Genomic DNA, 26,458 nt, shown 5'->3' with positions numbered 1-26,458 from the left:
GAGTCACATATGCTGAGGAAAGGCACACACATCCTGGAGGGAAACATGAAGATACTGATTACCGGCGGAACTGGCCTGATTGGTCGTCATCTGATCCCCCGCCTGCTGGAGCTAAAACACAGTATAACCGTGGTAACGCGCAACCCCGCAAAAGCACAGCAGTTGCTTGATGCGCGCGTAAGCCTGTTAAAAGGACTGAACGAGCTGACCAACCTGAATGATGTCGATGCGGTGATCAATCTGGCTGGTGAACCCATTGCCGATAAGCGCTGGAGCGAGGAACAAAAACAGCGCTTGTGCAACAGCCGCTGGCAAATAACCCAGCGGATTGCCGATTTGATCAACGCCAGCGACACGCCGCCACAGGTGCTGATCTCCGGTTCAGCCGCCGGTTACTACGGCGATCTCGGTGAAGTCGTGGTGACTGAGGAAGAACCGCCACATAACGAATTTACGCATAAGCTTTGCGCCCGCTGGGAGCAAATCGCCTGTGAAGCGCAAAGCGATCGCACCCGGGTTTGCCTGCTGCGCACCGGCGTGGTGCTCGCACCGAAAGGCGGCATTCTCGGTAAGCTGCTGCCGCTGTTCCGTCTTGGCCTTGGTGGCCCCATTGGCGATGGTCGCCAATATCTGGCGTGGATCCATATTGATGATATGGTCAACGGCATTCTCTGGCTGCTGGATAACGACCTGCGCGGGCCGTTCAATATGGTTTCACCCTACCCGGTTCGTAATGAGCAGTTCTCGCATACGCTCGGCCATGTGCTGCACCGTCCGGCCATTATGCGCGCGCCTGCATTTGCGGTGCGCCTGATGATGGGTGAATCCTCCGTGCTGGTGCTTGGCGGCCAACGCGCACTGCCAAAACGCCTCGAAGCCGCCGGGTTTGCCTTCCGCTGGTACGATCTAGAAGAAGCGATGGGAGATGTGGTTTCCTCCTAATTTTCGTGGCATCCGAACTTTGCTTGCGGTGGTAAGCTAAAGCGCTTTATCACCGCAAAGGCGATTTCATGACGTTGCACACACCCCGCTTTGCCCTCTCTTCATTTCAGGAATCCGACTGGCCGTTTTTTCTGCACCTGCGCTCATGTGACAGCGTGATGCGCTATATGGCCGAAATCGCCTCCAGGGCGCAAATCCGAACCCTGTTTGACGATCGCCTGCGGGACAGCAATGCCTTTATTATTCGCGACCAACACAGCGCGGTTGGCGATATCGGCCTGCGCATCAGCCAGCATAACTCGCAGGAAGCCGATGTCGGCTATTCGGTTGCACCAGCAGCCCAGGGACGCGGCGTCGCCTCCGAAGCGCTGCAAGCGCTCTGTGATTACGTTTTTTCACAGAGCAAAGTGAATGCGCTGAATGCGTGGGTACTAGCAGACAATCAAGGATCGGTACGGGTGCTGGAAAAGAGCGGCTTTACCCGCGTGCAGGTGCTGGAAAAAGTGTATCTGCTCCACGGTGAGTATTATGACGACTGGGTTTACCGGCGGGAAAAATAAGGCTTACACACTGCGCTGACATGCACGTTAAAAGAGAGGAAAACAGAAGGGATGAAATCCAGCAAAACGCGGTTTTGGCTTTACCTGGTGCTGTTTGCAGCCTGGGTTATCTGGATACTTTTTACCAGCAGGCTCAGCCATAAAGTCTACCTGCAAGCGGGCGCGCCGGACACGCTGGTGATGCTGGCGATTGCCGTGCTGGGGGCGTTATTAGCAACCTGGTGCAGCAGGAAAAAAGTCACCCGCAACAAAACCCGGCTGCTGACGTTTATGGGCGTTTTTTTGTTCGCAGAGTTGATGTTGTGGAATGTGCCGGAAGCCTGGGTGCGCTATAGCGCAAACGAGATGGTACACAGCGAAGTGGCTTTCTCGATTGGTCACCCTGGCCCGCCAATCAGTAAGAGTAAGTACTGCGAAGCCGGGTTACGTTTCTATGACGAGTGGCTTCAGCGCCCGATTGAGCTATGCACACGCGATGCCATCGTTGTGCCTGGCGCACAGAAAGTACAGCTGGAAAAACGCGTCAGCGCCAGAGGCGCCGTATTTACTCATTATCGTTTTATCTCAGCGAACGGCATCCCGCAGGGATGGTGGCCTGTCGCGCCACCTTCCCTTTAAGGAGCTTTATTTAAGCGAACCTTTGAGGAACTGCTGCAAACGCGGGCTTTTCGGATTGCCGAATAACTCATCCGGTGTGCCTTCCTCTTCAATCTTGCCTTGATGCAGGAAGATAACGTGAGTGGAAACATGGCGCGCAAATCCCATTTCGTGGGTCACCACCACCATCGTTTTCCCCTCTTCTGCTAGCTTTTGCATGATGCGCAGCACTTCCCCCACCAGTTCCGGATCCAGCGCCGAGGTGGGTTCATCGAACAGCAGCACTTCCGGCTCCATCGCCAGCGCACGCGCGATAGAAACACGCTGCTGCTGACCACCGGATAAATGCACCGGGTATTTCTGCTGCTGCATCGCATCGATGCCGACTTTCGCCAGGTATTTCACCGCACGTTCGCGAGCTTCCTGCTTGCTCAAGCCCAGCACCTGGATGGGCGCTTCCATGACGTTTTCTAATACCGTCATATGGCTCCACAAATTGAAATGCTGAAACACCATCGTCAGGCGCGTACGCAGCAGACGCAGCTGGTTTTTGTCGGCGACTTTTAACTGGCCGTCTTTGTCGCGCACCAGATTGATATTCTGCCCGTTAACCACGATCGAGCCTTCGCTCGGTTTTTCGAGAAAGTTAATGCAGCGCAGAAACGTACTTTTACCGGAGCCGGAAGAACCGATGATGCTAATCACATCACCTGCATTCGCCTGCAACGAGACCCCTTTCAACACTTCATGCTCGCCGTAGCGCTTGTGTAGATCGATAACGTTTAATTTATTCTCAGACATCGTGTTCTCAGTGCGTCGAAGAAGGTTTCATATGCTGAAGCCAGCGCTTTTCCGCTTTGCGAAAAAGGCTGATCAGCACATAAGAGATAATCAGATACAGCACTGCGGCAATACCAAACGCGGTAAACGGCTGGTAGGTCGCAGAGTTAATATCGCGAGCAATTTTCAGCAGATCCGGCACCGTGGCAGTAAAAGCCAGCGCAGTGGAGTGCAGCATCAAAATGACCTCGTTGCTGTAGGCAGGCAGCGCGATGCGCAGCGCCGACGGCAGGATAATGCTGCGATACATTTTGAACGAGGAGAAACCATATGCGCGCGCCGCTTCAATTTCACCGTGCGGCACAGAGCGGATCGCACCGGCGAAAATTTCTGTCGTGTAGGCGCAGGTGTTGAGCGTAAGCGCCAACACCGTACAGTTAAGGCCACTGCGGAAAAAGGCGTTCAGCAGCTCGGTGCCCTTCACCACTTCCAGCGTGTACATGCCGGAGTAAAACACCAGCAGTTGCACATACAGCGGCGTGCCGCGAAACACATAGGTGAATAACCAAATCGGGAAGCGGATAAATTTATTGCTGGAAACGCGCCCGATAGCCAGAAATACCGCCATCACGCCGCCCATCACCACCGAGGAAATCAGCAACCACAGCGTGATCGCCACGCCAGTCAGGCGATAGCCGTCGCTCCACAGAAGGGATTTCCAGTACTCCTGAATAATCTCGATCACAAGTCAGCCCTCTTCACACCCACCGAGTAGCGACGTTCGAGCAGAAGCAGTACGCCATTGGAAGCCGTTGTAAAAATGAGATAAATGACGCCGCAGACAATCGCGAAATAGAAGGGCTCCCAGGTGCTTTTTCCTGCGAGCTGCGTGGCTTTGACCACATCTTCCAGCCCCAGCAGCGAGACCAGCGCGGTAGCTTTGAGGATCACCTGCCAGTTATTGCCAATGCCCGGCAGCGCGTAACGCATCATCGCCGGAAACAGAATGCGGCGGAAAATCTGGCGACCAGTAAAACCGAAGGCAGTTGCAGCTTCAATGTGCCCCTTCGGCACCGCCATAAAGGCGCCACGGAAGGTTTCAGTGAAATAGGCGCCGTAGATAAAGCCGAGGGTGATAATACCCGCCACCATCGGGTCAATATCCAGTTGGCCCATGCCCAGCGCATCGGTAATGCCATTGAGCGCAATTTGCAGGCCGTAAAAAATAAGCAGCATCAGCACCAGATCCGGCACACCGCGGATAAGCGTGGTGTAGCCTTCAAAGATCAGCGCGAGTAGCCGGTTTTTCGAGAGCTTCGCGCCCGCACCCGCCAGGCCAATCAGTACCGCCAGCACCACGGAACTGAGTGCCAGTTCCAGCGTGACCAGCGTGCCTTGTAAAATTACTTGTGAAAACCCGTACAACATGCAGCCAGTCCTGTCGTGTGTGGTGTCGCCGTGTCTCTTCCCCTCCCGCAGCGGGAGGGGCCGCACGTTAATCACGCGTGGTATTAACCACCGTAAACATCGAAATCAAAGTATTTCTTCGCCAGCTTTTCGTAAGTCCCGTCAGCGCGCATCTCTGCAAAGGCTTTATTGAGCGCGTCGCGCAGTTCAGTATCGCCTTTGCGCACGCCCATACCGGTACCGACGCCAAACAGTTTTTCGTCTTTAATGGAAGGGCCACCAAATTTGTAGGCTTTGCCTTGCGGGGTTTTCAGGAAACCTTCGCTGGCGGCCACTTCATCCTGAAACGCGGCGTCGATACGACCTGCTGTCAGGTCGGAGTAAATATTGTCCTGCCCTTGATAGGAGACAATTTCCACCCCTTTCGGTGCCCAATGCACGTTGCCGTAAGTTTCCTGCGTGGTGCCTTGCAGCACACCAATGCGTTTGCCTTTCAGTTTGTCCAGCTCCGGCTGAACATCAGAATCTTTCGCCACCACCAGGCGGGAATCCGCCGCGTAGAGCTTGTCGGTAAAATCAATTTCCTGCTGGCGTTTTTCCGTAATGGAGAGCGACGACATAATGGCGTCGATTTTTTTCGCTTTCAGAGACGGGATCAGCGCGTCGAGTGGGTTTTCGATAAACACACATTGCGTATTAATGCGTTTACAGAGTTCTTTTGCCAGATCGATATCAAAACCCACTAATTCCCCCTGCGCATTCTTCGATTCGAAAGGCGCATAGGTGGGATCGGTACCGATACGTAATTTTTGCGGAATGGCGGCGAACACGTTGGAAACACTGGAGAAAGCGAGCACCAGAGAAAGAGATAACACCAGTTTTTTCATCATTATCCTCAACAGACTGTCTTCCCTAAGGGAATTATCGTAACAATACGGTGTCGTTATCGTGCCACTTTATGCCCCGTTAAGGCAAAAAATTATGGCTGCATAATGGCTGTTATTTGCATTCTGAATGCTTAACTATGCACCCACGCACCAATACGAAGCATTCAATGCACCGTTTTGGAACATCCACCGTATCTCTGCACCATGCCGATTTCCCGGCATGGCACAGTTTTCCCTTTTGACCCGGCATAGCGGGTCGGCCAGTCTTAATCGCCGTAGACGTTAAAGTCGAAGTATTTCTTGGCGAGTTTGTCGTAGGTGCCGTCTTTGCGCAGTTCGGCAAACGCTTTGTCGAAGGCGGCTTTCAGCTCGGTATCATCTTTACGCAAGCCGATACCGGTGCCATCACCGAAGTATTTTTTGTCTTTTACTGACGGACCAGCAAAAGCGAAATCTTTCCCGGCAGGCTGTTTCAGGAAGCCTTCGCTGGCGGCAACTTCATCCTGGAACGCGGCGTCCAGACGACCTGCGGCGAGGTCAGAATAGATCAGATCCTGGTTCTGATAAGCCACCACATCGATGCCTTTGCTGCGCCAGTTGTCATTGGCGTAACCTTCCTGCGTCGAGCCTTGCAACACGCCAACATGCTTACCTTTCAGCGACTCCAGCGTCGGTTGAATCGGCGAACCTTTAGCGGCGATCAGGCGGGAATCTGCGGCGTAAAGTTTGTCAGAGAAGGCGATCTCTTGCTGACGTTTTTCGGTAATCGACAGAGAAGAGATGATGGCATCGATTTTCTTCGCTTTCAGCGACGGGATCAGCGCGTCGAAATCGCTACCCACCCAAGTGCATTTCACGTGAATGCGTTTGCACATTTCATTGCCAAGATCGATATCAAAACCCACGAAGTCCCCTTTCGCATCTTTCGATGAGAACGGTGCGTAAGTTGCATCCGTACCGATGCGTACCGTCTGGGGAAGCGCTGCATAAACGCTGGCTGTCGCCGACAGACCCAGCAGTAAAGACAGAGCAAGAACCGTCTTCTTCATACATTACCCTCAAGTGTTCTGTTTTTATTTTGTATTACGTTGTGTTGTGTGTTGCTGGTAGTTACCTTGCACGTCTTATGCCACTTTCCCGCGCGTTAAAAAACACCGCGTTAAATTTGTTAATAAAACGTTGCAAACTTACTTAATGATGAAAGATAGCAGCTCTGCTGAACGAACCGCAGTGCTAACACAGCGAAAAGAGGATTAAATGTTGAGGATATGATCGCGCTTGCAGAATTGCCCCAAAAAAGCGCATGCCGGTATGACGCGCACTATTTTGCGACATCGCTCCCTTGCCAGCGAGTAAAAAGGTCTTGCGGTAATTCAATATCGAACTGATCCAGCACGCGGTTTACCGTCTGATCAACCACCTCTTGCAAACTCTGCGGGCGATGATAAAACGCCGGAACCGGCGGCATAATCACCGCGCCCAGTTCCGCCGCTTGTGTCATCAATCGCAGGTGTCCGAGATGCAACGGCGTTTCACGCACGCACAGCACCAGCGGTCTATGCTCTTTGAGCACCACGTCCGCCGCACGGGTCAGCAGGCTGTCGGTATAACTGTGAACAATGCCGGAAAGGGTTTTGATCGAGCACGGCAAAATCACCATGCCTGCGGTTTTAAACGAGCCAGAAGAGATACTGGCAGCAATATCGCGCGCGTCATGCACCACGTTCGCCAGCGATTGTACATCACGCAGCGAGTAGTCGGTTTCCAGAGCGAGGGTCTGGCGAGCGGCCTGACTCATGACCAGATGGGTTTCGACTTCCGCCACGTCACGCAGCACCTGCAACAGACGCACGCCGTAGAGCGCACCGCTGGCACCTGAGATACCCACTATGAGTCGTTTCATGATTGTTGCCCCTTTTTACACGCACGAACTTTGCCTGATTATAGAGGGCGTTGCAACAGCTTGCGCCCCTCAGAGCGAGGGGCGCAGGAGGATCAACCTTCGTTATGCATCTCTAAACTTTCCACTTCGTTCTGAAGTTGCACCGCTTTGGCATCGTCATTACGCAAGGAGTCGAGATAATCCAGGTATTGCTGATCAACATCTTTGGTGACGTAGATACCGTTAAATACCGAACATTCAAACTGCTGAATATCCGGGTTCTCGGCGCGCACCGCGTCAATCAAATCGTTAAGATCCTGGAAAATCAGCCCGTCAGCGCCGATGATCTGGCGGATTTCATCCACTTCACGACCGTGCGCAATCAGCTCATTTGCCGTTGGCATATCGATACCGTAGACGTTCGGAAAACGAATTTCCGGGGCGGCAGAAGCGAGATAGACTTTCTTCGCGCCAGCTTCGCGCGCCATCTCGATAATCTGCTCTGAAGTGGTGCCTCGTACGATGGAATCATCCACCAGCAGCACGTTTTTATCGCGGAACTCAGCGCGGTTGGCGTTCAGTTTGCGGCGCACAGATTTACGGCGCAACTGTTGGCCCGGCATGATGAAGGTACGGCCGACATAGCGGTTTTTCACAAAACCCTGGCGGTACGGCTTACCGAGAATACGGGCGATTTCCAGTGCGATATCGCAGGAGGTTTCCGGAATCGGAATAACCACGTCGATATCCAGATCTTCCCATTCGCGGGCAATTTTTTCGCCAAGTTTAGTGCCCATGTTCACACGCGCGCTGTAGACGGAAATTTTGTCGATAAAGGAGTCCGGACGCGCAAAGTAAACGTACTCAAACAGGCACGGGTTGCTGACCGGGTTGTCCGCGCACTGGCGGCTGAACAACTGGCCTTTTTCAGTGATATACACCGCTTCGCCCGGCGCGACATCGCGCAGGAATTCAAAGCCCAGCGTATCAAGCGCCACGCTTTCAGAAGCGACCATATACTCGGTGCGGCCATCGCCGAGCTCACGTTTGCCCAGCACCAGCGGGCGAATACCGTTCGGATCGCGGAACGCAACCATACCGTGGCCGATAATCATTGCTACACAAGCGTATGCACCGCGGATCTGGCGGTTGGTGGCGGCAATGGCGGCAAAAATGTTGTCGGCTTCCAGCGGATAATGGCGGAAGTTATCCAGCTCACTGGCAAAGATATTGAGCAGGATTTCAGAATCAGAGGTGGTGTTAATGTGGCGACGCTTCTCTTCGAACAGCTTTTTACGCAGCTCGTGCGCATTGGTCAGATTGCCGTTGTGCGCAAGCGTAATGCCGTACGGGGAGTTAACGTAAAAAGGCTGCGCTTCTGAAGCGCTGGAGCTGCCCGCAGTGGGATAACGTACGTGACCAATACCCATATTGCCCTGCATACGCTGCATATGGCGGGCTTCAAATACATCACTCACCATGCCGTTCGCTTTACGCAGACGGAAACAGTTATTGGCATCAATCGTGATGATGCCCGCAGCATCCTGCCCACGGTGCTGAAGCACCGTCAACGCGTCATAAATCGACTGGTTTACCGGCATAAAACCGGCGATACCGACAATACCGCACATACGTCTTTTCCTCGTTAAGAGTTTGGTTTAGTAGGCGTAATTGTCGAAGACAGTTTGAACACGGACAGCGCGCAACAACCGGAGCGTACATGTAGTACGCGAGGATTGTGAGCACTGCCCAGGTTCAAAATGGCGAGTAAAATAGCCTAATACACCAAACTCTAAGCCACATCTCAGGGTTTATGCCCTGGGCAAGAAACTCGACGAGCTTTGCAGATAGTCAAAGAACCATCTGATGATGAAGCTGAATTGCGGGATAAGCTGCGACTTCTGCCAGTCTTCACTCTTCGACAGGCCTGTAAAGGTATCCAGAAAGAACAGAATGGCGGCGACGATCAGCACGCCGCGTAGCGCGCCAAAACAGATCCCCAACACCCTGTCAGTACCCGACAGGCCGGTTTTCTCCACCAGCGCACCGATCACATAGTTAACGATAGCGCCAACAATCAGCGTCGCGATAAACAGGACTGCAATGGCGATGCCATTGCGCACCAGTTCGTCTTCAAAGCCCGTGAACCAGACAGACAGGTAAGTGTAGTAATGACTGGCGACAAAGAAAGCACAGCCCCATGTCACCAGCGATAACGCTTCACGAACAAAGCCGCGGATCAGGCTTACCAGACAAGAAAAACCAATCACCGCAATGATGGCGTAATCAATCCAGACCATATGTGTCCCACGATTTTACGCCCTGTCGTCCAGTTCGGGGCGCATTCTAACAGAAAAAGAAAACGTTTGCGTAGGGATTTCCTTCCCGCGCGGAAATAAAAATGGCGCTGAAAAAATATTCAACGCCATCGGAACTTTGGCCTCTTCGGGCGTGTTAATTATTGGCTTCCCTCGCCCTCTTATGTCGCAAAGCGAGGCAAGGATCAGCCATTAATTCGCGCTATAGTTCATGACAACGCCGCTTAAACCTGAGATCTGTTTAAGCTCGCCGAGTGAATCTTTTAGCTTGTCCCGTGATGCATCCGGTCCCACCAGAATGCGGGTAATTTTACCCTGAACCGGCGTCGTCGGCGACGTGTAAACGCGATACCCCGCGCCACGCAATTTGCCCACCACTTCATTCACTTTATCGGCGTTTTTCAGCGCGCCCAGTTGCACGACATACGCTTTACCGGTCGGCGCGGATTTATCCTCCTGCGCTTTTGCCGGCGCGTCGTTGGTCGCCGTCTGCTGCTCACGTGCGGCAGGCGGTTGCGCCTGCTGCTGCGGTTGCGGTTTTGGCTGCGGCTTCTCGACAGGTTTTGGCTTTGGCTGTTCTACCGGCGTACTGGTGACTTCCGGATCCGGGCTGCCGTTCCCCGCCAGGCGCGACGAATCCAGCGATGGCGCTGCCGCGTTCCCGGCGCGCACCTCTTCCGCTGCACCTTCCGGCGGCTGCGCCGGTAACGCTTGCGTTGCCGCAGGCATCATATCGGGCTCATCGCGATCGCCGGGTTTCGGCACCAGCGGGATCGCCGCGAACTCATCCTGATAATGCTTTTTCTGCCCGTCGAGTAGCCCAGGGAGAATAATCACCCCAAGCGCGACCAGCACAATGGTTCCCATCAAACGGTTCTGAAACTTACTTGCCACCGGTTCTCCCCGCTTTTTCCATCGCTTCCATGACATGTGCCACCGTGTGGAACGAGCCACACACTAGCACGGTATCACAGGCGTCGGCGTCCGCCATTGCCGCCTGCCAGGCCTGCGCGACATCCGGCCATGCACGGCCGTTTTGCAGATGCGCCAGCAGTTGTTCCGCTGTTGCACCGCGCGGCCCTTCCAGAGGGGCACAATACCAGCTATCGACCACCGGCTCCAGACAGGCAAGCGTTCCGGCGATGTCTTTATCATGCAACATGCCAATCACCGCCAGCACGCGCCCGGTTTTCGGTAGCGCGGAAAGGCGCCCGGCAAGATAGCCTGCCGCATGAGGATTATGCGCGACATCGAGGATAAGACGCGGCGACTCGCTCACAATCTGGAAGCGTCCGGGCAAAATCGCGCTGGCGATGCCATCGCGGATAGCCTGCTCGCTCACCGCCAGTTTGCTGGCGCGCAGCGCGGCCAACGCGGTGGCGGCATTTGGCTGCGGCACCTGCGGTAGCGGCAATCCGTTCAGCTCGCCCTGCGCATCGCGAAAACGCCAGCTATCTGCGCTCACTTCATACTGCCAGTCCACGTCGCGGCGCAGCAGTTGCGCACCTTTTTCCTGCGCCACATCGGCAATGGTGTGCGGCATGTCTGGTTCGCCAACCACCGCCGGTTTACCGCGGCGGAAGATACCCGCTTTTTCGCGGCCAATACTTTCCCGATCCGGCCCCAGCCAGTCGGTATGATCAAGCGCAATGCTGGTGACAACGGCGACATCAGCATCAACCAGATTGGTCGCATCCAGGCGACCACCAAGGCCGACTTCCAGAATCACCACATCGAGCTGCGCCTGTTTAAACAGCCACAGTGCCGACAGAGTGCCGTATTCAAAATAACTCAGCGAAATATCGCCACGCACAGCTTCGATTTCGGCAAAAGAGTGGGTATGTGCGCTCTCGGCCAGCTCATCACCCTGCACACGTACGCGTTCGGTGTAACGCACCAGATGCGGCGAACTGTAAACGCCGACACGGTAACCCGCAGCCAGCAAGATGGATTCCAGTGTGCGGCAGGTCGTACCTTTGCCATTGGTTCCGGCAACGGTAAAGACAAACGGCGCGGGACGGAGCACATCGAGACGCGCCGCCACCTGGCTTACGCGCTCAAGGCCCAAATCGATGGTTTTACTGTGCAGATTTTCCAGATAAGAAAGCCACGCGGCCAGGGGCGACGTGGCTTGCGGAATGCGTTTTGTGTCCATGGTGCCCGTTGATAATGTACGGTTTGAAAAGCAAAAGGGCAGAGCCTGTCGGCTCTGCCCTTCGGTATTATCAGGCTTCGCCTTCCTGATCGGTCGGTGACGGCATCACCGTGCCCGTCAGCGTATCTTCCGGTTCCGGCGACGGCAGATTCATCAGCTTCGCCAGAATACGCGCCAGTTTAAGGCGCAGTTCCGGGCGGCGGATAATCATATCGATCGCACCTTTTTCAATCAGGAATTCGCTGCGCTGGAAACCTGCCGGAAGTTTCTCACGCACGGTCTGCTCGATAACGCGCGGACCGGCAAAACCAATCAGCGCCTTCGGTTCAGCGATGTTCAGATCGCCCAGCATCGCGAAGCTTGCGGAGACGCCGCCCATGGTCGGGTCGGTCAGCACGGAGATATACGGCAGACCGCGCTCCTGCATTTTCGCCAGCGCGGCAGAGGTTTTCGCCATCTGCATCAGCGACATCAGCGCTTCCTGCATACGTGCGCCGCCGGAAGCGGAGAAGCAGATAAGCGGGCAGTTGTCTTCCAGCGCCTGCTCGACCGCACGCACAAAACGCGCGCCGACAACCGAACCCATTGAGCCGCCCATAAAGGCAAACTCAAACGCCGCTGCCACAACCGGCATGCCGTGCAGCGTGCCTTTCATCACCACCAGCGCGTCTTTCTCGCCAGTTTCTTTCTGCGCGGTCGCCAGACGGTCTTTGTACTTTTTGGAGTCGCGGAACTTCAGCACATCTTTTGGCTCAAGTTCGCTACCCAGTTCTACCAGTGAACCTTCATCCAGCAGGCTATGCAGGCGATTACGCGCTGACATCCGCATGTGGTGGTCACATTTCGGGCAGACCTCAAGGTTACGCTCCAGCTCGGCGCGATACAGCACCTGGCCGCAGCTGTCGCATTTTGTCCACACGCCTTCAGGGATGCTCGCCTTACGGGTGGGGGTAATATTGCTCTTAATTCTTTCAATCCAGCTCATTGATAACCTTTATACATGAACCTGGTAGCCCATAAATGGTGCACATTAAAACATAACGGTTCGCAACTTGGGATAAAAAAGTGGTCGAACCGCCACTGACTTCTTATTTTACCTGTCGCGACGCGGCGCGGCGGTGACGAATAACTTCAAACACTCCGGGAAGTATAGACACCACGATAATTCCCACAATCAGCAGCTTAAGATTCTCCTGGATTGCCGGGATGGTGCCAAAGAAATATCCTGCGTAGGTGAACAGTAACACCCACAGCAGCGCGCCAGCCACATTGAACAGCGCGAAGTGGCGATAGGACATATGCCCCATGCCTGCGACAAAAGGTGCAAAAGTACGCACGATCGGGACAAAACGCGCCAGGATAATCGTTTTGCCACCGTGTTTCTCATAAAACTGATGCGTTTTATCGAGATAGCTGCGACGGAAAATCTTTGAATCCGGATTGCTGAATAAACGCTCACCGAACACACGTCCTATGGTGTAGTTCACCGCATCGCCCGCAATCGCGGCAACCAACATCAGTACCACCATCATATGGACATTCAGATCGTTAGTGCCGAGCGAGGCCAGCGCGCCAGCAACAAACAGCAGCGAATCACCCGGCAAAAACGGTGTCACCACCAGGCCGGTTTCACAAAACAGGATCAGGAACAGAATGGCGTAAACCCAGATGCCGTATTGCGCTACCAGCTCCGCCAGGTGCACATCAATATGCAGGATGAAATCAATGAGGAAGTGTATTAAGTCCATGTCTGGTTATGCCTTTTTAAATTGCGACTAGTCCGCCAGGAACAGCGGGCCCATTGGCGCAGCGGGAAGCTCAAAGCGTGCGGGATAATCCACCGACACCAGATAGAGCCCTTCCGCTTTCGCCGTTGCTGCCGCCAGCGTTCTGTCCCTTACCGCCAGCAACTCTGCTATCCAGCTCTCCGGCTGGTTGTGGGCGCCTACTTCCATCAGGCTGCCGACAATATTCCTGACCATATGATGTACAAAGGCATTGGCTTTGATATCGACCACAATATAAGCACCGTAGCGGCTGACGTTGATATGCATAAGGTTACGCCACGGCGTACGCGACTGGCACTGCACCGCCCGAAACGAGGTAAAGTCGTTTTCACCAAGCAGGCACTGCGCCGCACGGTGCATACGCTCTGCGTCCAGCGGCTGGTGATAATGCGTAACGCCATGACCGAGGACGGCCGGACGCAAACGATGATTGTAGATGACGTAGCGGTAACGGCGAGCCGTAGCGCTAAAACGCGCATGAAAATCATCCGGGACATCTTTTACCCAACGTACCGCGATGTCACCAGGCAAATTCGCATTTACGCCCAGCGTCCAGGCTGCGTCTTTGCGTAGCGCAGTAGTTTCAAAGTGCACCACCTGGCCAGTTGCGTGCACACCTGCGTCGGTACGTCCGGCGCAGAACACATTAATCGGCTCGTTAGCCACCTGCGAGAGCGCTTTCTCCAGCTTCTCCTGCACGCTGCGTACTTCCTGCTGACGCTGCCAGCCGTAATACTTGCTGCCGTCGTACTCAATGCCAAGAGCGATTTTGTAGACCGGCGCTTTCAGCTCGTCCTGCATCAGTACAGGTACTCCTGCACCAGTTTTTCGGCAACTTTCACCGCCATCAGCGCTCCGCCAAAACGCACGTTATCGGCAACCGACCAGAACTGCACCTGCTCCGGCATACCGTAATCGTTACGCACGCAACCCACAGAAAGATGCGCCTGACCGGAAGCATCGCCGACCTGGGTCGGATAATCCCCCGCTTCAGAGAGCGCAATATCTTCAACGCGGCTGAACGCGTCACGAGCCTCTTCCGCCGCCAGCGGGCGCATCGCTTCAAAGTTCACCATCTGCGCGTGGCCGTAAAACACCGGTGACTGCACGCAATTAGCCGAGATCATCAGCCCTTCATCCTGCAAAATTTTGCGCATCTGATCGATGAGAACCCGCTCTTCGCGCACGATGCCTTCGCTGTCCGACAGCAGCGGTAGCATATTGAACGCCAGTTGGCGACCAAAATAGTCATCGTCATCAATCGGGATACCATTTAACAGCTTGGCGCTCTGCCCGGCCAGCGCGTCCACCGCCTGCTTGCCATTACGGGATACGGACAGTAAACAGGTCACACTGATGCGCGATATACCACCTTCATCAATCAGCGGTTTCAACGCCGCCAGCAGTTGGCTGGTCAGGCTGTCCGGCACGGCAATGATGTTGCGATTACGGTAATCCGCCAGTACGAATGGGTTAACATCCGGCATCACCAGCGGTACATCGGGTTCCAGAGCAAACAGACCGCTGGTGTCGATCACCAGACATCCTGCGTTAGTCGCCTCTTCAATATATGTTTCGGAAGCCTGTGCTCCCGCGACGAAAAAAGCCAGTTGCACCTGCGTCCAGTCAAACTCAGCAGCATCCTCCACACGCACGGTTTTACCGGCAAAACGCAGGTTTTCACCCGCACTTTCGCTTCTGGCCAGCGCATACAATTCGCCAACCGGGAACTGGCGCTCCGCTAACGTTGCGATCAAGGCTTCTCCGACAGCACCCGTGGCGCCGAGAACGGCAATATTCCAGCCTTCAGACATGGTGATTTACTCCAGGAAAAAAGCGTCCCCGCCGAAGTATTCGGCAGGGAGCATTAAGATGACATTAACGAACCGGGTTGTGCGTGGCGTTGAAGCCAAGCTTTTGCAGCAGCGCGGCAGCGCTGGCGTCATCGCACTGCACATACAGCGATGACCATTCGCGGCGCTCTAAGTAATTTTTGCGCAACTTGTCAAACTCCCCCGGCGTGCCCGCTACTTTTCGCAGCAGTGCATCGTCGCGGCGCACATCATACACCAAATGCACCAGCCTTTTTAGCGTTGACTGATCAAGCGGACCATGCAGCGTAATGCGGCCAAATTCCGGTGCGGGCAGCAGCGTATCCAGCGCCACTTGCTGGCGCTTGCCGATAAAATCGCTAAAGGCTTCAAACACCTGCGTGGTGCCGCGCGCTTTGCCTTCAAGAGTGTAACCGGCGATATGCGCCGTACCGATATCAACGAGGTTAAGCAAATCGACATTCAGATCCGGCTCCGGCTCCCAAACGTCCAGCACCACGCTCAACGCCTGCCCGGCCTGCAAATGGTGCAGCAGCGCAGCGTTATCCACCACCGGCCCGCGACAGGCATTTATCAGAATTGTGCCAGGCTTCAGGCGAGAAAGCAGCGCGTCATCGGCCAGGTGCAGCGTTTTATACAGCCCGTCTTTAAACAGCGGCGTATGGAATGTCAGCACATCGGCTTCGCGCACCAGTTCATCCAGGCTGCGGAAATCCCCTTCATCGCCACGATCGGCGCGCGGCGGATCGCATAACAATGTGCGAACGCCGAACGCTTCCAGCCGCGTCTGCAGGCGACCACCCACGTTACCTACGCCAACGATCCCCACGGTGCGATCCTGCAACGCAAAGCCATCGCGCTCCGCCAGCATCAGCAGCGAGGAGAAAACATATTCGACGACCGCAATCGCGTTACAACCCGGTGCGGCGGAAAAGGCAATTCCCGCCTGTTGCAAAAACGCCTCATCAACATGGTCGGTACCCGCCGTCGCCGTGCCGACAAATTTGATCCCCGTGCCCTGTAATAAACCGTCATTCACCTTCGTGACAGAGCGCACCATTAAGGCGTCCGCATCAGCCAGTTCCGCTACGGGAATCGGGCGACCGGGAACCGCTTTAACCTCACCCAGACGACTAAAAAGATCGCGGGCGTAAGGCATATTTTCATCAACAAGGATTTTCACGCTTCAGTACCTGTTTGAGAACGGGAGTTGAGCGCGCAAGTGTGCCATAATCTCGCGGCCGGGCATACCCGCAATGCCGCCACCGCCACGCGAGAGTAAGAGGAAACCATGATTCAACCCATTCAGGGTGCCCCCGCGCGCCCTCCCGGGCAAGAGCCTGCTCAGGCCGCCAATAATATCGGCGAACAGCCGTTATCAACAATGCAACGCACCGTGCTGGAGCGTCTGGTTATTCGCCTGATTGCGCTAACCCAGCAGCAGAGCGCAGAAGTCTGGGCGGGCGTTAAGCACGATTTAGGGCTGAAGAACGACACGCCGCTGCTTTCCCGCCATTTTCCAGCAGCGGAACAGAACCTCAACCAGCGCGTAGAGACGGCAACACAAAACCACACAAATCGCCAGGTGGTTTCACAGTTGACGGAGCTGTTGAGCCAGGGGAATAATCGCCAGGCGGTGAGTGATTTTATTCGCCAGCAGTTCGGGCAGACGGCGCTAAGCCATCTGACGCCGCAGCAGTTGAAAACTGTGCTGACAATGTTGCAAAACAACCAGATAACTATTCCGCAGCCGCAACAGCGCCCGGCAACCGAGCGCCCATTGCTGCCCGCGGAGCACAACTCGCTCAACCAGGCGGTCACCAAACTGGCGGCGGCGACGGGCGAATCCGGCAAGCTTATCTGGCAGTCAATGCTGGAGCTTTCCGGCGTGAAAAACGGCGAGCTGATCCCGGCAAAACACTTTACGCCGCTGATGACCTGGTTGCAGGCACGCCAGACATTGAGCACGCATCCCGCACCGACGCTGCATATCATCCAGACCGTGCTGAAGCAGCCGTTGGATAACAACGAGATGCGCAGCATTACCGAGTACGCACAGCAAACCTGGCAAGCGACGCCGCAGACCGTGCTAACCACCGCGCAAGTGCAGGATATTCTTAATCAGGTCTTCCTGCGCCGCACCGAGCGGGCGTCGGGGATGATTGAAGTGCGCGATATTCAGCCGATTTACAGCCCATTTGTGGCACCGATTGTGGAGACGGTTAAAGCAATTTCCACCCGTCCGGGTTTCTTCTTTATCGCCCTGCTGATCGTGGCGTTTCTTTTCTGGCTACTCAGTTAAAAAAATCCCCTCCGCTGGAGGGGATTCGCTTTTACAGATTGTCACCGTTATGTTTGATCACGTCCTGATACCACCAGAACGATTTCTTACGGCTGCGCGCCAGCGTGCCGTTGCCGTCATTGTCCTTATCTACATAGATTAAACCGTAACGTTTTTTCATTTCACCGGTGCCCGCCGAAACCAGATCGATGCAACCCCATGGCGTGTAGCCCATTAAATCAACGCCATCTTCCACTACCGCTTTTTTCATTTCGCTGATGTGGTTACGCATATAGTCAATGCGGTACTGGTCATTGACCACGCCGTCGCTTTCAGGCTTATCAATCGCGCCAAAACCGTTTTCCACCACAAACAGCGGCAATTGATACATATCGTAGAAGTAGTTCAGCGAATAGCGCAGACCAACCGGGTCGATTTGCCAGCCCCAGTCTGACGCTTTGACATACGGGTTCGGCACCAGGCTCTTGGTTTCGTCATAATCCAGCTGCGGGTTGTCTTCTTTCGCCTTGGTCACGAAAGACATGTAGTAACTGAAGCCGATATAGTCGACGCAGCCACGCGTGAGGATCTGCAAATCATCGTCAGTAATGTCGAGTTTGAAACCACGACGAGCGAAATAATTGAGCAGGTGTTGCGGGTAATAACCACGCACGTGCACATCGGTAAACCAGTAGCGGCGGTGCATCGCCACCACCGACATCATCATATCGTCCGGCGCACAGGTTAACGGGTAAATCGGGCACATGGCGATCATGCAGCCAATTTTAAAATCCGCATTGATTTTATGCCCGGCCTCTACCGCCAGCGCGCTCGCCACCAGCTCATAGTGCGCAGCCTGATACATGATCACTTCGCGATCTTCGCCGGGTTGGTACTTCACCCCGGAGTTAGTGAACGGCGCGAAATCTTCGTGGTAGTTGGCCTGATTATTGATTTCGTTAAAGGTCATCCAGTATTTCACCTTGCTGCGGTAGCGGGTGAAAACGGCATTGGCGAAACGCACAAAGAAGTCGATTAATTTACGGTTGCGCCAGCCGCCATATTCGGTGACGAGGTGATACGGCATTTCGAAATGCGAAAGGGTAATCACCGGCTCGATGTTGTATTTCAGGCATTCGTCGAACAGATCATCATAGAATTGCAGCCCGGCTTCGTTTGGCTCCAGCTCATCGCCTTTCGGAAAAATACGCGTCCAGGCAATGGAGGTGCGAAAACATTTAAAACCCAGCTCGGCGAACAGCTTAATGTCGTCTTTGTAGCGATGGTAAAAATCGATGGCATCATGGTTGGGATAATTTTTACCGGGCAGCACACCGTCGGTAATTTCACGCGGTACGCCGTGCGCGCCAGCGGTCATCACATCGGCAACACTCACGCCTTTACCGCCTTCCTGCCAGCCGCCTTCCAGTTGATGTGCGGCAACAGCGCCACCCCATAAAAAATCCGCTTTAAACCCAGGCATATTTCTCTCCTTTCGCTCAATGGTGAGCAAAGGATAAACAAGCCCGCGATGACATGACATCATCGTGGGCTTGTTTTGTGAAACCGGTTGCAAAGAGTTTTATTGCTGCCGTTTTCTGCGCTATTTACGTGAGCGGAAAGCGATTAACGTCACGATAATCCCGGTCACCGCGGAGATAGCCCCGGCAAGGAAGACCGACGGATAACCCAGCGACGTGGCCAGCAGGCCAGTCAACGGACCGGTAAAGGCATACGAGATGTCCTGAAACGCGGCATAACCGCCGAGCGCCGTGCCGCGCACCTGCGGTGGCACGCGTTTCACCACTTCCACACCGAGTGCCGGGAATATCAGCGAACAACCGCAGCCGGTTAACGCCGCGCCAAGCAGCGCCGCCCACGCATCGTGCGCCTGCCACAGCAACAGCAAACCCACGGTTTCAACCATCAGCGAGGCTATCGCCACCCGAACACCGCCAAACCGATCCGGCATCCAGCCAAACAGAATGCGCATCAGCACAAACGCACCGCCAAAGGCGGTCAAGGTAAAGCCCGCCATTGACCAGCCGTTGCTGGCGAAATAGAGCGAAACAAAAGTGCCAATAACCGCAAAGCCGACGCCCTGTAACGCCAGCCCAAGACCTGGCTGCCAGACAAGCCCAACCACGCTCCACAGCGACGGACGTTCACCAGGGTGTGCCGGAACTTTACGCACACTGCCGTTAAACGCCCAGGCGATAAACGGTAACGCGATAGTGGTCGCGGCCAGCGTCGCAAAACCGAACCGGCTGTGGATCAAGAGTCCCAGCGGCGCACCGGCTGCCAGTGCGCCATAAATTGCCATCCCGTTCCACGACATCACTTTGCCGGATCGCGCCGGGCCCACCAGCCCCATGCCCCAGGTCAGCGTTCCGGTCAGTAACTGGCTTTCACCAAAGCCGAGAATTAAACGCCCCACCACCAACAGCGCGAATTTCGCCATCGGTTCAACCGGCAATAATGCCGCCAGCAACCACGCCACGCCAGCAAGCGCGCAGGCAAACATCCCCTGCAACGCCGAACGTTTGGCGCCGAACTGATCCGCCAGTCGCCCGGCGTAGCCGCGCGTTAAGACGGTGGCAAGAAACTGAACTCCCACAGCGATGCCGACCATCGTGTTACCGTAGCCGAGCTGGTGGTGAACAAACAGCGGGATCACCGGCAACGGCAGCCCAACGGTCATATAGGTGAGAAACACCGCGAAAGCAATGCGAAACAGCGAGACATTCGCTGAAGAGGAACTAACAGAGTGTGTTTCTGCAGACATGCATTACTCCATAACGCAGAGTAAGGCGGGATTTGGAAGTACCACGCCCCCTCTACCTGAGTTTCAGGATTAAGGTGCGTTGGTTAACGTTAAACGCTTACGCATTATCGTGCGGATAATGTTGCGGGAGGAGTTTGCCTGTCGTCGCGGCGGGTTGTCAACGCGTAAAAATACTTCGTCCAAAGGCGTCATTGCTTTCGCCGCCAGGGAACGAACTAAAGGTTCTAAAAAAGCCGCTGCCAGTTCGGTTAGCGTTCACTCTAAAAACCTGTTGCTGACCACAAGGCATGGTTGTAAGTGGACAATAAAAAAGGGAGCCTCAGGCTCCCCTTCTCGCAGTCAGACAAACTTATTTCAGTTTGCGCATCACCAAAGTGGCGTTCGTGCCGCCAAAACCGAAGCTGTTAGACATGACGGTGGTCAGCGTCGCATCCTTCGGTTTAGTCACGATGTTCAGGCCTGCTGCCTGCTCATCCAGCTCTTCAATGTTGATGCTCGGCGCGATAAAGCCGTGCTCCAGCATCAGCAGGGAGTAGATCGCTTCCTGTACGCCAGCGGCGCCCAGAGAGTGACCGGTCATCGCTTTGGTCGCGGAAATCGCCGGGCTGTTGTCGCCGAACACTTCGCGGATTGCGCCCAGTTCTTTCACGTCGCCAACCGGCGTGGAAGTCCCGTGGGAGTTCAGATAGTCGATCGGGGTGTCAACGCCGTGCATCGCCATCTTCATGCAGCGCACTGCGCCTTCGCCTGATGGCGCCACCATGTCTGCACCATCGGAGGTCGCGCCGTAGCCAACGATTTCCGCATAAATGTGCGCGCCGCGCGCCAGCGCGTGCTCCAGCTCTTCAACCACAACCATACCGCCGCCGCCCGCGATAACAAAACCGTCACGATGCGTATCATAAGTACGGGAAGCTTTATCCGGGGTTTCGTTGTATTTGGTAGAGAGCGCGCCCATCGCGTCGAACTCGCAAGCCATTTCCCAGCACAGCTCTTCGCCGCCGCCAGCAAAAACGATGTCCTGTTTGCCCAGTTGAATCTGCTCTACCGCGTTACCGATACAGTGCGCGGACGTCGCACACGCTGAACTGATCGAGTAGTTAACGCCATGAATTTTGAACGGTGTTGCGAGACAAGCGGAAACCGCAGACGCCATCGCTTTGGTGACCACATACGGCCCCACCGCTTTCAGACCACGCGGGCTGCGCATTGCATCTGCGCCGAAAACCTGAGATTTAGACGAACCGCCAGAACCTGCAATCAGGCCCACGCGCGGGTTGTTCTGATAAACTTCGTCTTTCAGGCCAGCATCGTCAATCGCCTGCTGCATGGAGAGATAGGAATAGATAGAGGCATCGTTCATGAAACGAACCACTTTACGGTCAATCAAACCAGTGGTGTCCAGTTTAACGTTACCCCATACGTGGCTGCGCATGCCGGAATCTTTGAATTCCTGAGAGAATGTGATCCCTGAGCGTCCTTCACGCAGGGATGCCAGGACTTCCTGCTGGTTGTTACCAATGCTGGAAACGATGCCCAAGCCAGTAATCACTGCACGTTTCATTCAATACCCCTAAAGTCGCACTAATTAAGTTTCGAGTCGCAAGATAGCGTACACTTGTACGCCGAACAAGTCCGATCAGACAATTTCTGAGGAAATTTGCGCCTTTCTTTGTCCCTCGTTAAGATCGTGACACTGCTTGATGGACGAGTAACTTACGTGAAACAAACCGCTATACAATCCGCCAACCTGGAATTCAACGCTGAGGGTACACCTGTTTCCCGAGATTTTGACGATGTCTACTTCTCCAATGATAACGGGCTGGAAGAGACGCGTTATGTTTTTCTCGGCGGCAACCGTCTTGAACACCGTTTTCCTGACCACCCGCGCCCGCTGTTTGTGGTCGCGGAGAGCGGTTTCGGCACCGGCCTGAACTTCCTTACCCTCTGGCAGGCGTTTACGATGTTTCGCGCAGTTAACCCCGACGCTACCCTGGAAAGATTACATTTCATCAGTTTTGAAAAATTTCCGCTCACCCGCGACGATCTCCGTAAAGCGCATGCCCACTGGCCGGAACTGGCGAGCTGGGCAGAACAACTGCAAGCGCAGTGGCCGCTGCCTTTTGCCGGTTGCCATCGTCTGTTACTGGATGGCGGTCGCGTAACGCTCGATTTATGGTTTGGTGATATCAACGAACTGACCGATACGCTGGACGATTCGCTTAACCAATGCGTGGATGCCTGGTTTCTTGATGGGTTCGCGCCCGCCAAAAACCCGGACATGTGGACACAAAATCTGTTTCAGGCGATGGCGCGCCTTGCAAGACCAGGCGGTACGCTGGCGACCTTTACCTCGGCGGGTTTTGTCCGGCGTGGTCTGCAAGAGGCGGGTTTTACCATGCGCAAAAGCAAAGGTTTTGGTCGCAAACGCGAAATGCTCACGGGAGTGATGGAAAACCCGCAAGCGCCGGCTGTTCGTGCGCCGTGGTTTGCCCGCAGCGGCACAGAGAAACGCGAGGTGGCATTAATTGGCGGCGGCGTTGCCAGTGCTCTGTTGTCACTGGCGTTACTGCGTCGCGGCTGGCAGGTCACGCTGTATTGCGCCGATGACGTTCCTGCCGAGGGCGCATCCGGCAACCGCCAGGGCGCACTCTATCCTTTGCTCAGCGCGCACGATCCCGCACTGGCGCGCTTCTTCCCGGCGGCCTTTACGTTTGCCCGCCGCGTGTACGACGCGCTTCCCGTTGAATTCGACCATCAGTGGTGTGGCGTCACGCAACTCGGCTGGGATGAAAAAAGCCAACACAAAATCGAACAGATGCTGACGCTGGATCTCCCCCCGGAACTCGCCAGGCGCATTGAGGCAAATGAGGCCGATGCGCTCTGCGGCGTGGAAACCGGCTGCGGCGGCATCACTTACCCGGCTGGCGGCTGGCTCTGCCCGGCGCAGCTCACGGCAGCGACCATCGCGCTGGCTTGCGAACAGGGCTTGCAGGTGCACTATGGTCATGATGCCGGGCAATTAACGGCTAAAGATAATCACTGGCAACTGCATTTCAAACACGGCGAATTACGTCAGCATGCCGCCGTGGTGCTGGCAAATGGGCACCGCATTCACCACTTCCCGCAAACGGAAAAACTGCCGGTTTACCCGGTGGCAGGCCAGGTTAGCCATATTCCCACCACATCTCAGCTCAGCCCGTTGCGCCAGGTGCTGTGTTATGACGGCTATCTGACGCCGCAAAACCCGCACCATCAGCAGCACTGTATCGGCGCAAGCTATCACCGCGGTCAGCAGGAAACCGTCTACAGCGAAGCCGATCAGCAGCAGAACCGCCAGCGCTTGATTGATTGCTTCCCGCAGGCTTCATGGGCCAAAGAGGTGGATGTCAGCGCGGGCGACGCACGCTGCGGGGTGCGCTGTGCCACGCGCGATCATCTACCAATGGTCGGTAACGTAGCGGATTACGACGCAACGCTTAACGCTTATGCCTCACTTGCAGAACACGCCGAAACAGCCGTCAGCGCGCCGGTCTATGACGGCCTATTTATGCTGGGAGCACTGGGTTCACGCGGGCTTTGCAGCGCGCCGCTGGCGGCAGAAATCCTGGCATCGCAAATGAGCAATGAACCCATCCCGCTGGACGGCGAAACACTGGCAGCCATGAACCCGAACCGTTTATGGGTCAGAAAGTTATTGAAGGGTAAAGCGGTGAAATGAAGTGGATATTTTCCCTCTCCTGAATGGAGAGGGAAAAAACGGCTTAGTGCGATTTTGCCTGCTGATACAGGTTTTCCCACATGCCAAGCACCAGCGCCTGATCGCGCGGCGATAATTCCCCCGCCTGAATAGCGGTTTGCACACTGGTGGTCACTTTTCCGTACAGGGTTTCCGGCGCATGGTCATCGCCGCTCTCCAGCTCCGCCACCGCCAGCGTCAGGTGGCCGCGCAGATAACCGCCCGCGAACAGCTCATCATCACTGGCGTGGTCCACCATGTTATCTATTAACGCCAGAATGCGTGATTCAAACTCCGCGATCATCTCTCTTCCTCTCTTGAAAATATGGCCTTACAGATCTTCCGGCCACGGGAACTGTGCAGCCGCTAAGGGCGGCGTCTGGTAATAATCTTGTAGTGCTTTAATAAAACGCGCCGGACGTTCAGGAATGCCCTGCTCCAGATACGCCATCACCTGTGCATGCACGCGGCGCTGGAACACGATGCGATCGGGTTCGAAATCGCCTTCCAGATTGTCGCAACTGACGTTAAACGGGAAACCCGCCGCCACGCAGAACAACCAGTCAAACGCCTGCGGTTTGACTTCAACATCTTCGAATTTCCCCTGCGTCGCCGCATCGCGTCCGTCCGGGCAATACCAGTAACCAAAATCAACCAGCTTGCGCCGCTCCGCACCCGCAATGCACCAGTGCGAAATCTCATGTAACGCGCTGGCATAAAAACCGTGGGCAAAGACAATGCGGTTATAAGGTGCATCCGCATCAGCAGGAAGATAGATCGGTTCGTCGTCGCCTTTAATCAGACGGGTATTAAAATCGTCGGCAAAACAGCCGTCAAAAATATCAATGAGTTGTTGATAGTGATGCGTCATACATTCACCCCCAGATACTGAAGGATCTCCTGCCCGTGACTGTCATAGAGAAGTTTTGCGCTCATCACCGCCGAGACAATCACAATCATCGGACGAATGAGCTTTTGCCCTTTACTGAGCACCAGACGCGAGCCCATGCGCGCGCCGAGAAACTGCCCGGCCAGCATCACAAAGCCAGTGCCCCACACCACTTTGCCGCCAATAATAAACAGCAGCAGCCCGCCGACGTTGGAGGTAGCATTCAGCACTTTGGCATGAGCGGTCGATTTTGCCAGGTTGAAACCCGCAAGCGTGACAAACGCCAGCGCGTAAAACGAGCCTGCGCCCGGGCCAAAGAAACCGTCGTAGAAACCAACACAACCGCCGGAAACCAGCGCGAAAGGCAGGCCGTACAAGCGGCGCTGACGATCCTCCTCACCCAGCCGTGGCATCAGCAGGAAATAGAGACCAATACAGATAACCAGAATTGGCAGGATCTGGCGCAGCACATCGGATTGCACATGCTGCACCAGCAGCGCGCCGGTGGTCGAGCCAATGAAGGTCATCAGAATATTGAGCTTCTGATCGGCGAGATTCACCACTTTACGGCGAATAAAGTACAGCGATGCCGAAAGCGAACCGCCGCAAGCCTGCAATTTGTTGGTCGCCAGCGCCTGCGCTGGAGACATTCCCGCCGCCATTAACGCCGGAACGGTTAACAAACCACCACCACCCGCCAGCGCGTCAATAAACCCGGCTAACAGCGAGACAAAAAAAAGCGTCACCAGCAGTAGCGGCGACACCATAAACAGTTGTTGAAAGAGTTCCATCAGAGTGCGTGTTCATCCAGTAAAGCCTGGCAGGACGGCGGCAACGGCGGCGGCGTCTTTTTCTCAGGCGTTGAACTACCCGGCTTCGCCGGTTCAAACCAGCTTTGCAATTCTGCGCCGCAACCATCGCCTGGCGGCGGTAGCGGTTGATCCTGACACTCCAGGCTGTCCGCCGGGCAGCGCAGGCGCACATGCATATGCGCGCGATGCTGGAACCATGGGCGGACTTTGCGCAGCCAGTCACGATCGCTACCCGCATCAAGGCAAAGCTGCTGCTTGATTGCCGGGTTAACGAAGATACGCGTCACCTCGTTATCTTCTGCCGCCAGCTTGATCATGCTGCTGATTTCCGGCTTCCACAGCGCGGGAACCACCTGTTTGCCATCGCTGGAAACCAGATCCAGTGCTTGCGGTTTCAGCAGTTGCGCCGCGCTCCAGCGCGCTTTGGGCAGTTGCAGGAAGATATCGACATCCAGCCCCGATTGGTGGCTGGCGTGACCGCCGTTAAAGCGCCCACCGGCTGGCATTCCCATATCGCCCACCAGCACGGTGCCCAACCCCAAATTGTAGACCTGCGTGCTGAAGCGCTGAATGAACAGCACCAGATCCGGGTGACCGAAATAACGCCGTTGATCGGTGCGCATCACCTGATAGTGATCCGATTGCAGCGGCAGTTCATGCGCGCCAACGATACAACCATTGGAAAACGCGCCGATAGATTGCGGGCTACCGGCAACGGGATGGGTCAGTTTTTGCCATGGCGTCGCCGCCATGGCAGTTGCGCTCACCAGCAGGGCAAACAGGGCGATTGCCGTTTTTTTCATGA

Annotated in this window: 27 protein-coding genes; 5 read left to right on the top strand and 22 right to left on the bottom strand. The window is 55.2% G+C overall.

Annotated features, from left to right (window positions below; all coding sequences use genetic code 11):
• The first annotated feature begins 45 nt into the window (after window positions 1–45).
• The 3 genes from E0L21_RS03515 (at window position 46) to E0L21_RS03505 (ending at window position 2,120) form a co-directional block, all read left to right on the top strand.
• Window positions 46–942, top strand: coding sequence for a TIGR01777 family oxidoreductase (locus E0L21_RS03515; RefSeq protein WP_131406821.1), 897 nt, complete (start codon window positions 46–48; stop codon window positions 940–942).
• Window positions 943–1,010: 68 nt separating this feature from the next.
• A complete protein-coding gene (locus E0L21_RS03510; protein WP_131406819.1) occupies window positions 1,011–1,502 on the top strand; it encodes a GNAT family N-acetyltransferase in 492 nt (163 codons plus the stop codon).
• 51 nt (window positions 1,503–1,553) lie between these two features.
• A complete protein-coding gene (locus E0L21_RS03505; protein ID WP_131406817.1) occupies window positions 1,554–2,120 on the top strand; it encodes a hypothetical protein in 567 nt (188 codons plus the stop codon).
• 6 nt (window positions 2,121–2,126) lie between these two features.
• Here the strand turns inward: E0L21_RS03505 and hisP are convergent, their stop codons facing one another.
• From hisP to pdxB, 15 genes are all read right to left on the bottom strand, one after another.
• Window positions 2,127–2,900 carry a histidine ABC transporter ATP-binding protein HisP gene (gene hisP / locus E0L21_RS03500; protein WP_131406815.1) on the bottom strand — a complete coding sequence of 258 codons (774 nt, stop codon included), beginning with the start codon at window positions 2,898–2,900 and terminating at the stop codon, window positions 2,127–2,129.
• A 7-nt stretch (window positions 2,901–2,907) separates the two neighbouring features.
• On the bottom strand, window positions 2,908–3,624 hold the full coding sequence (locus E0L21_RS03495; RefSeq protein WP_131406813.1) for an ABC transporter permease: 717 nt from the start codon (window positions 3,622–3,624) through the stop codon (window positions 2,908–2,910).
• Window positions 3,621–4,307, bottom strand: a complete 687-nt coding sequence (locus tag E0L21_RS03490; protein WP_131406811.1) for a histidine ABC transporter permease HisQ — start codon at window positions 4,305–4,307, stop codon at window positions 3,621–3,623. Before E0L21_RS03490 ends, E0L21_RS03495 begins: the two co-directional genes overlap by 4 nt.
• An 83-nt stretch (window positions 4,308–4,390) precedes the next feature.
• Window positions 4,391–5,173: a histidine ABC transporter substrate-binding protein HisJ gene (gene hisJ / locus E0L21_RS03485; RefSeq protein ID WP_017458619.1), complete on the bottom strand. Its 783-nt coding sequence runs from the start codon at window positions 5,171–5,173 to the stop codon at window positions 4,391–4,393.
• Window positions 5,174–5,439: 266 nt separating this feature from the next.
• Window positions 5,440–6,222: a lysine/arginine/ornithine ABC transporter substrate-binding protein ArgT gene (gene argT / locus E0L21_RS03480; RefSeq protein WP_131406809.1), complete on the bottom strand. Its 783-nt coding sequence runs from the start codon at window positions 6,220–6,222 to the stop codon at window positions 5,440–5,442.
• A gap of 272 nt (window positions 6,223–6,494) precedes the next feature.
• Window positions 6,495–7,076, bottom strand: coding sequence for a UbiX family flavin prenyltransferase (locus E0L21_RS03475; protein WP_131406806.1), 582 nt, complete (start codon window positions 7,074–7,076; stop codon window positions 6,495–6,497).
• 92 nt (window positions 7,077–7,168) lie between these two features.
• Entirely contained in the window at window positions 7,169–8,686 is a 1,518-nt protein-coding gene (gene purF / locus E0L21_RS03470) for an amidophosphoribosyltransferase (protein ID WP_131406804.1), read from the bottom strand.
• Between the two features lie 180 nt (window positions 8,687–8,866).
• Window positions 8,867–9,355 carry a colicin V production protein gene (gene cvpA, locus E0L21_RS03465; RefSeq protein ID WP_007371056.1) on the bottom strand — a complete coding sequence of 163 codons (489 nt, stop codon included), beginning with the start codon at window positions 9,353–9,355 and terminating at the stop codon, window positions 8,867–8,869.
• Between the two features lie 210 nt (window positions 9,356–9,565).
• Complete coding sequence (gene dedD / locus E0L21_RS03460; protein WP_131406802.1) at window positions 9,566–10,267, bottom strand: cell division protein DedD; 702 nt, start codon at window positions 10,265–10,267, stop codon at window positions 9,566–9,568.
• The gene (gene folC, locus E0L21_RS03455; RefSeq protein ID WP_131406800.1) at window positions 10,257–11,528 is read right to left on the bottom strand and encodes a bifunctional tetrahydrofolate synthase/dihydrofolate synthase; all 1,272 of its coding nucleotides are present in this window, start codon (window positions 11,526–11,528) and stop codon (window positions 10,257–10,259) included. The genes dedD and folC overlap by 11 nt, the downstream gene beginning before the upstream one ends.
• A gap of 70 nt (window positions 11,529–11,598) precedes the next feature.
• Window positions 11,599–12,513: an acetyl-CoA carboxylase, carboxyltransferase subunit beta gene (gene accD, locus E0L21_RS03450; RefSeq protein WP_131406798.1), complete on the bottom strand. Its 915-nt coding sequence runs from the start codon at window positions 12,511–12,513 to the stop codon at window positions 11,599–11,601.
• A 103-nt stretch (window positions 12,514–12,616) separates the two neighbouring features.
• The gene (locus E0L21_RS03445; RefSeq protein WP_131406796.1) at window positions 12,617–13,276 is read right to left on the bottom strand and encodes a DedA family protein; all 660 of its coding nucleotides are present in this window, start codon (window positions 13,274–13,276) and stop codon (window positions 12,617–12,619) included.
• A 27-nt stretch (window positions 13,277–13,303) separates the two neighbouring features.
• A complete protein-coding gene (gene truA / locus E0L21_RS03440; RefSeq protein WP_131406794.1) occupies window positions 13,304–14,116 on the bottom strand; it encodes a tRNA pseudouridine(38-40) synthase TruA in 813 nt (270 codons plus the stop codon).
• The gene (locus E0L21_RS03435) at window positions 14,116–15,129 is read right to left on the bottom strand and encodes an aspartate-semialdehyde dehydrogenase (RefSeq protein WP_131406791.1); all 1,014 of its coding nucleotides are present in this window, start codon (window positions 15,127–15,129) and stop codon (window positions 14,116–14,118) included. The genes truA and E0L21_RS03435 overlap by 1 nt, the downstream gene beginning before the upstream one ends.
• A 64-nt stretch (window positions 15,130–15,193) precedes the next feature.
• Window positions 15,194–16,330, bottom strand: coding sequence for a 4-phosphoerythronate dehydrogenase PdxB (gene pdxB, locus E0L21_RS03430; protein ID WP_131406789.1), 1,137 nt, complete (start codon window positions 16,328–16,330; stop codon window positions 15,194–15,196).
• Between the two features lie 111 nt (window positions 16,331–16,441).
• Here pdxB and flk point away from each other — a divergent pair, with 111 nt between their 5' ends.
• Window positions 16,442–17,449 (top strand): flagella biosynthesis regulator Flk, encoded by a 1,008-nt coding sequence (flk, locus tag E0L21_RS03425; protein WP_170312048.1) that lies wholly within the window; start codon window positions 16,442–16,444, stop codon window positions 17,447–17,449.
• A 31-nt stretch (window positions 17,450–17,480) separates the two neighbouring features.
• Here flk and E0L21_RS03420 read toward each other — a convergent pair whose 3' ends face one another.
• The 3 genes from E0L21_RS03420 to fabB all read right to left on the bottom strand — a co-directional run bounded on the left by E0L21_RS03420 (window position 17,481) and on the right by fabB (window position 21,777).
• Complete coding sequence (locus E0L21_RS03420) at window positions 17,481–18,911, bottom strand: 6-phospho-beta-glucosidase (protein ID WP_131406785.1); 1,431 nt, start codon at window positions 18,909–18,911, stop codon at window positions 17,481–17,483.
• A gap of 120 nt (window positions 18,912–19,031) precedes the next feature.
• Window positions 19,032–20,213, bottom strand: a complete 1,182-nt coding sequence (locus tag E0L21_RS03415; RefSeq protein ID WP_131406783.1) for an MFS transporter — start codon at window positions 20,211–20,213, stop codon at window positions 19,032–19,034.
• Between the two features lie 349 nt (window positions 20,214–20,562).
• Window positions 20,563–21,777 (bottom strand): beta-ketoacyl-ACP synthase I, encoded by a 1,215-nt coding sequence (gene fabB / locus E0L21_RS03410; RefSeq protein WP_131406781.1) that lies wholly within the window; start codon window positions 21,775–21,777, stop codon window positions 20,563–20,565.
• Window positions 21,778–21,933: 156 nt separating this feature from the next.
• On the opposite strand from fabB, the gene mnmC reads away from it, so the two are divergent.
• Window positions 21,934–23,934, top strand: a complete 2,001-nt coding sequence (gene mnmC, locus E0L21_RS03405; RefSeq protein ID WP_170312047.1) for a bifunctional tRNA (5-methylaminomethyl-2-thiouridine)(34)-methyltransferase MnmD/FAD-dependent 5-carboxymethylaminomethyl-2-thiouridine(34) oxidoreductase MnmC — start codon at window positions 21,934–21,936, stop codon at window positions 23,932–23,934.
• A 43-nt stretch (window positions 23,935–23,977) separates the two neighbouring features.
• On the opposite strand, the gene E0L21_RS03400 is transcribed toward mnmC, so the two are convergent.
• Genes E0L21_RS03400 through mepA form a run of 4 tightly spaced genes read right to left on the bottom strand, consistent with a single transcriptional unit; the run spans window position 23,978 to window position 26,456 of the window.
• The gene (locus E0L21_RS03400; protein ID WP_131406777.1) at window positions 23,978–24,256 is read right to left on the bottom strand and encodes a YfcL family protein; all 279 of its coding nucleotides are present in this window, start codon (window positions 24,254–24,256) and stop codon (window positions 23,978–23,980) included.
• A 27-nt stretch (window positions 24,257–24,283) separates the two neighbouring features.
• The gene (locus E0L21_RS03395) at window positions 24,284–24,823 is read right to left on the bottom strand and encodes an elongation factor P hydroxylase (RefSeq protein ID WP_017458637.1); all 540 of its coding nucleotides are present in this window, start codon (window positions 24,821–24,823) and stop codon (window positions 24,284–24,286) included.
• Entirely contained in the window at window positions 24,820–25,632 is an 813-nt protein-coding gene (locus E0L21_RS03390) for a sulfite exporter TauE/SafE family protein (RefSeq protein WP_131406775.1), read from the bottom strand. The genes E0L21_RS03395 and E0L21_RS03390 overlap by 4 nt, the downstream gene beginning before the upstream one ends.
• Window positions 25,632–26,456 (bottom strand): penicillin-insensitive murein endopeptidase, encoded by an 825-nt coding sequence (gene mepA / locus E0L21_RS03385; protein ID WP_131406773.1) that lies wholly within the window; start codon window positions 26,454–26,456, stop codon window positions 25,632–25,634. The genes E0L21_RS03390 and mepA overlap by 1 nt, the downstream gene beginning before the upstream one ends.
• Window positions 26,457–26,458: the final 2 nt, after the last annotated feature.

Source organism: Kosakonia quasisacchari (genome assembly GCF_004331415.1).
Lineage (GTDB): Bacteria > Pseudomonadota > Gammaproteobacteria > Enterobacterales > Enterobacteriaceae > Kosakonia > Kosakonia quasisacchari.
Note: the sequence above shows the minus strand (reverse complement) of the source record. Positions and strands in the feature narration are given on the sequence as shown.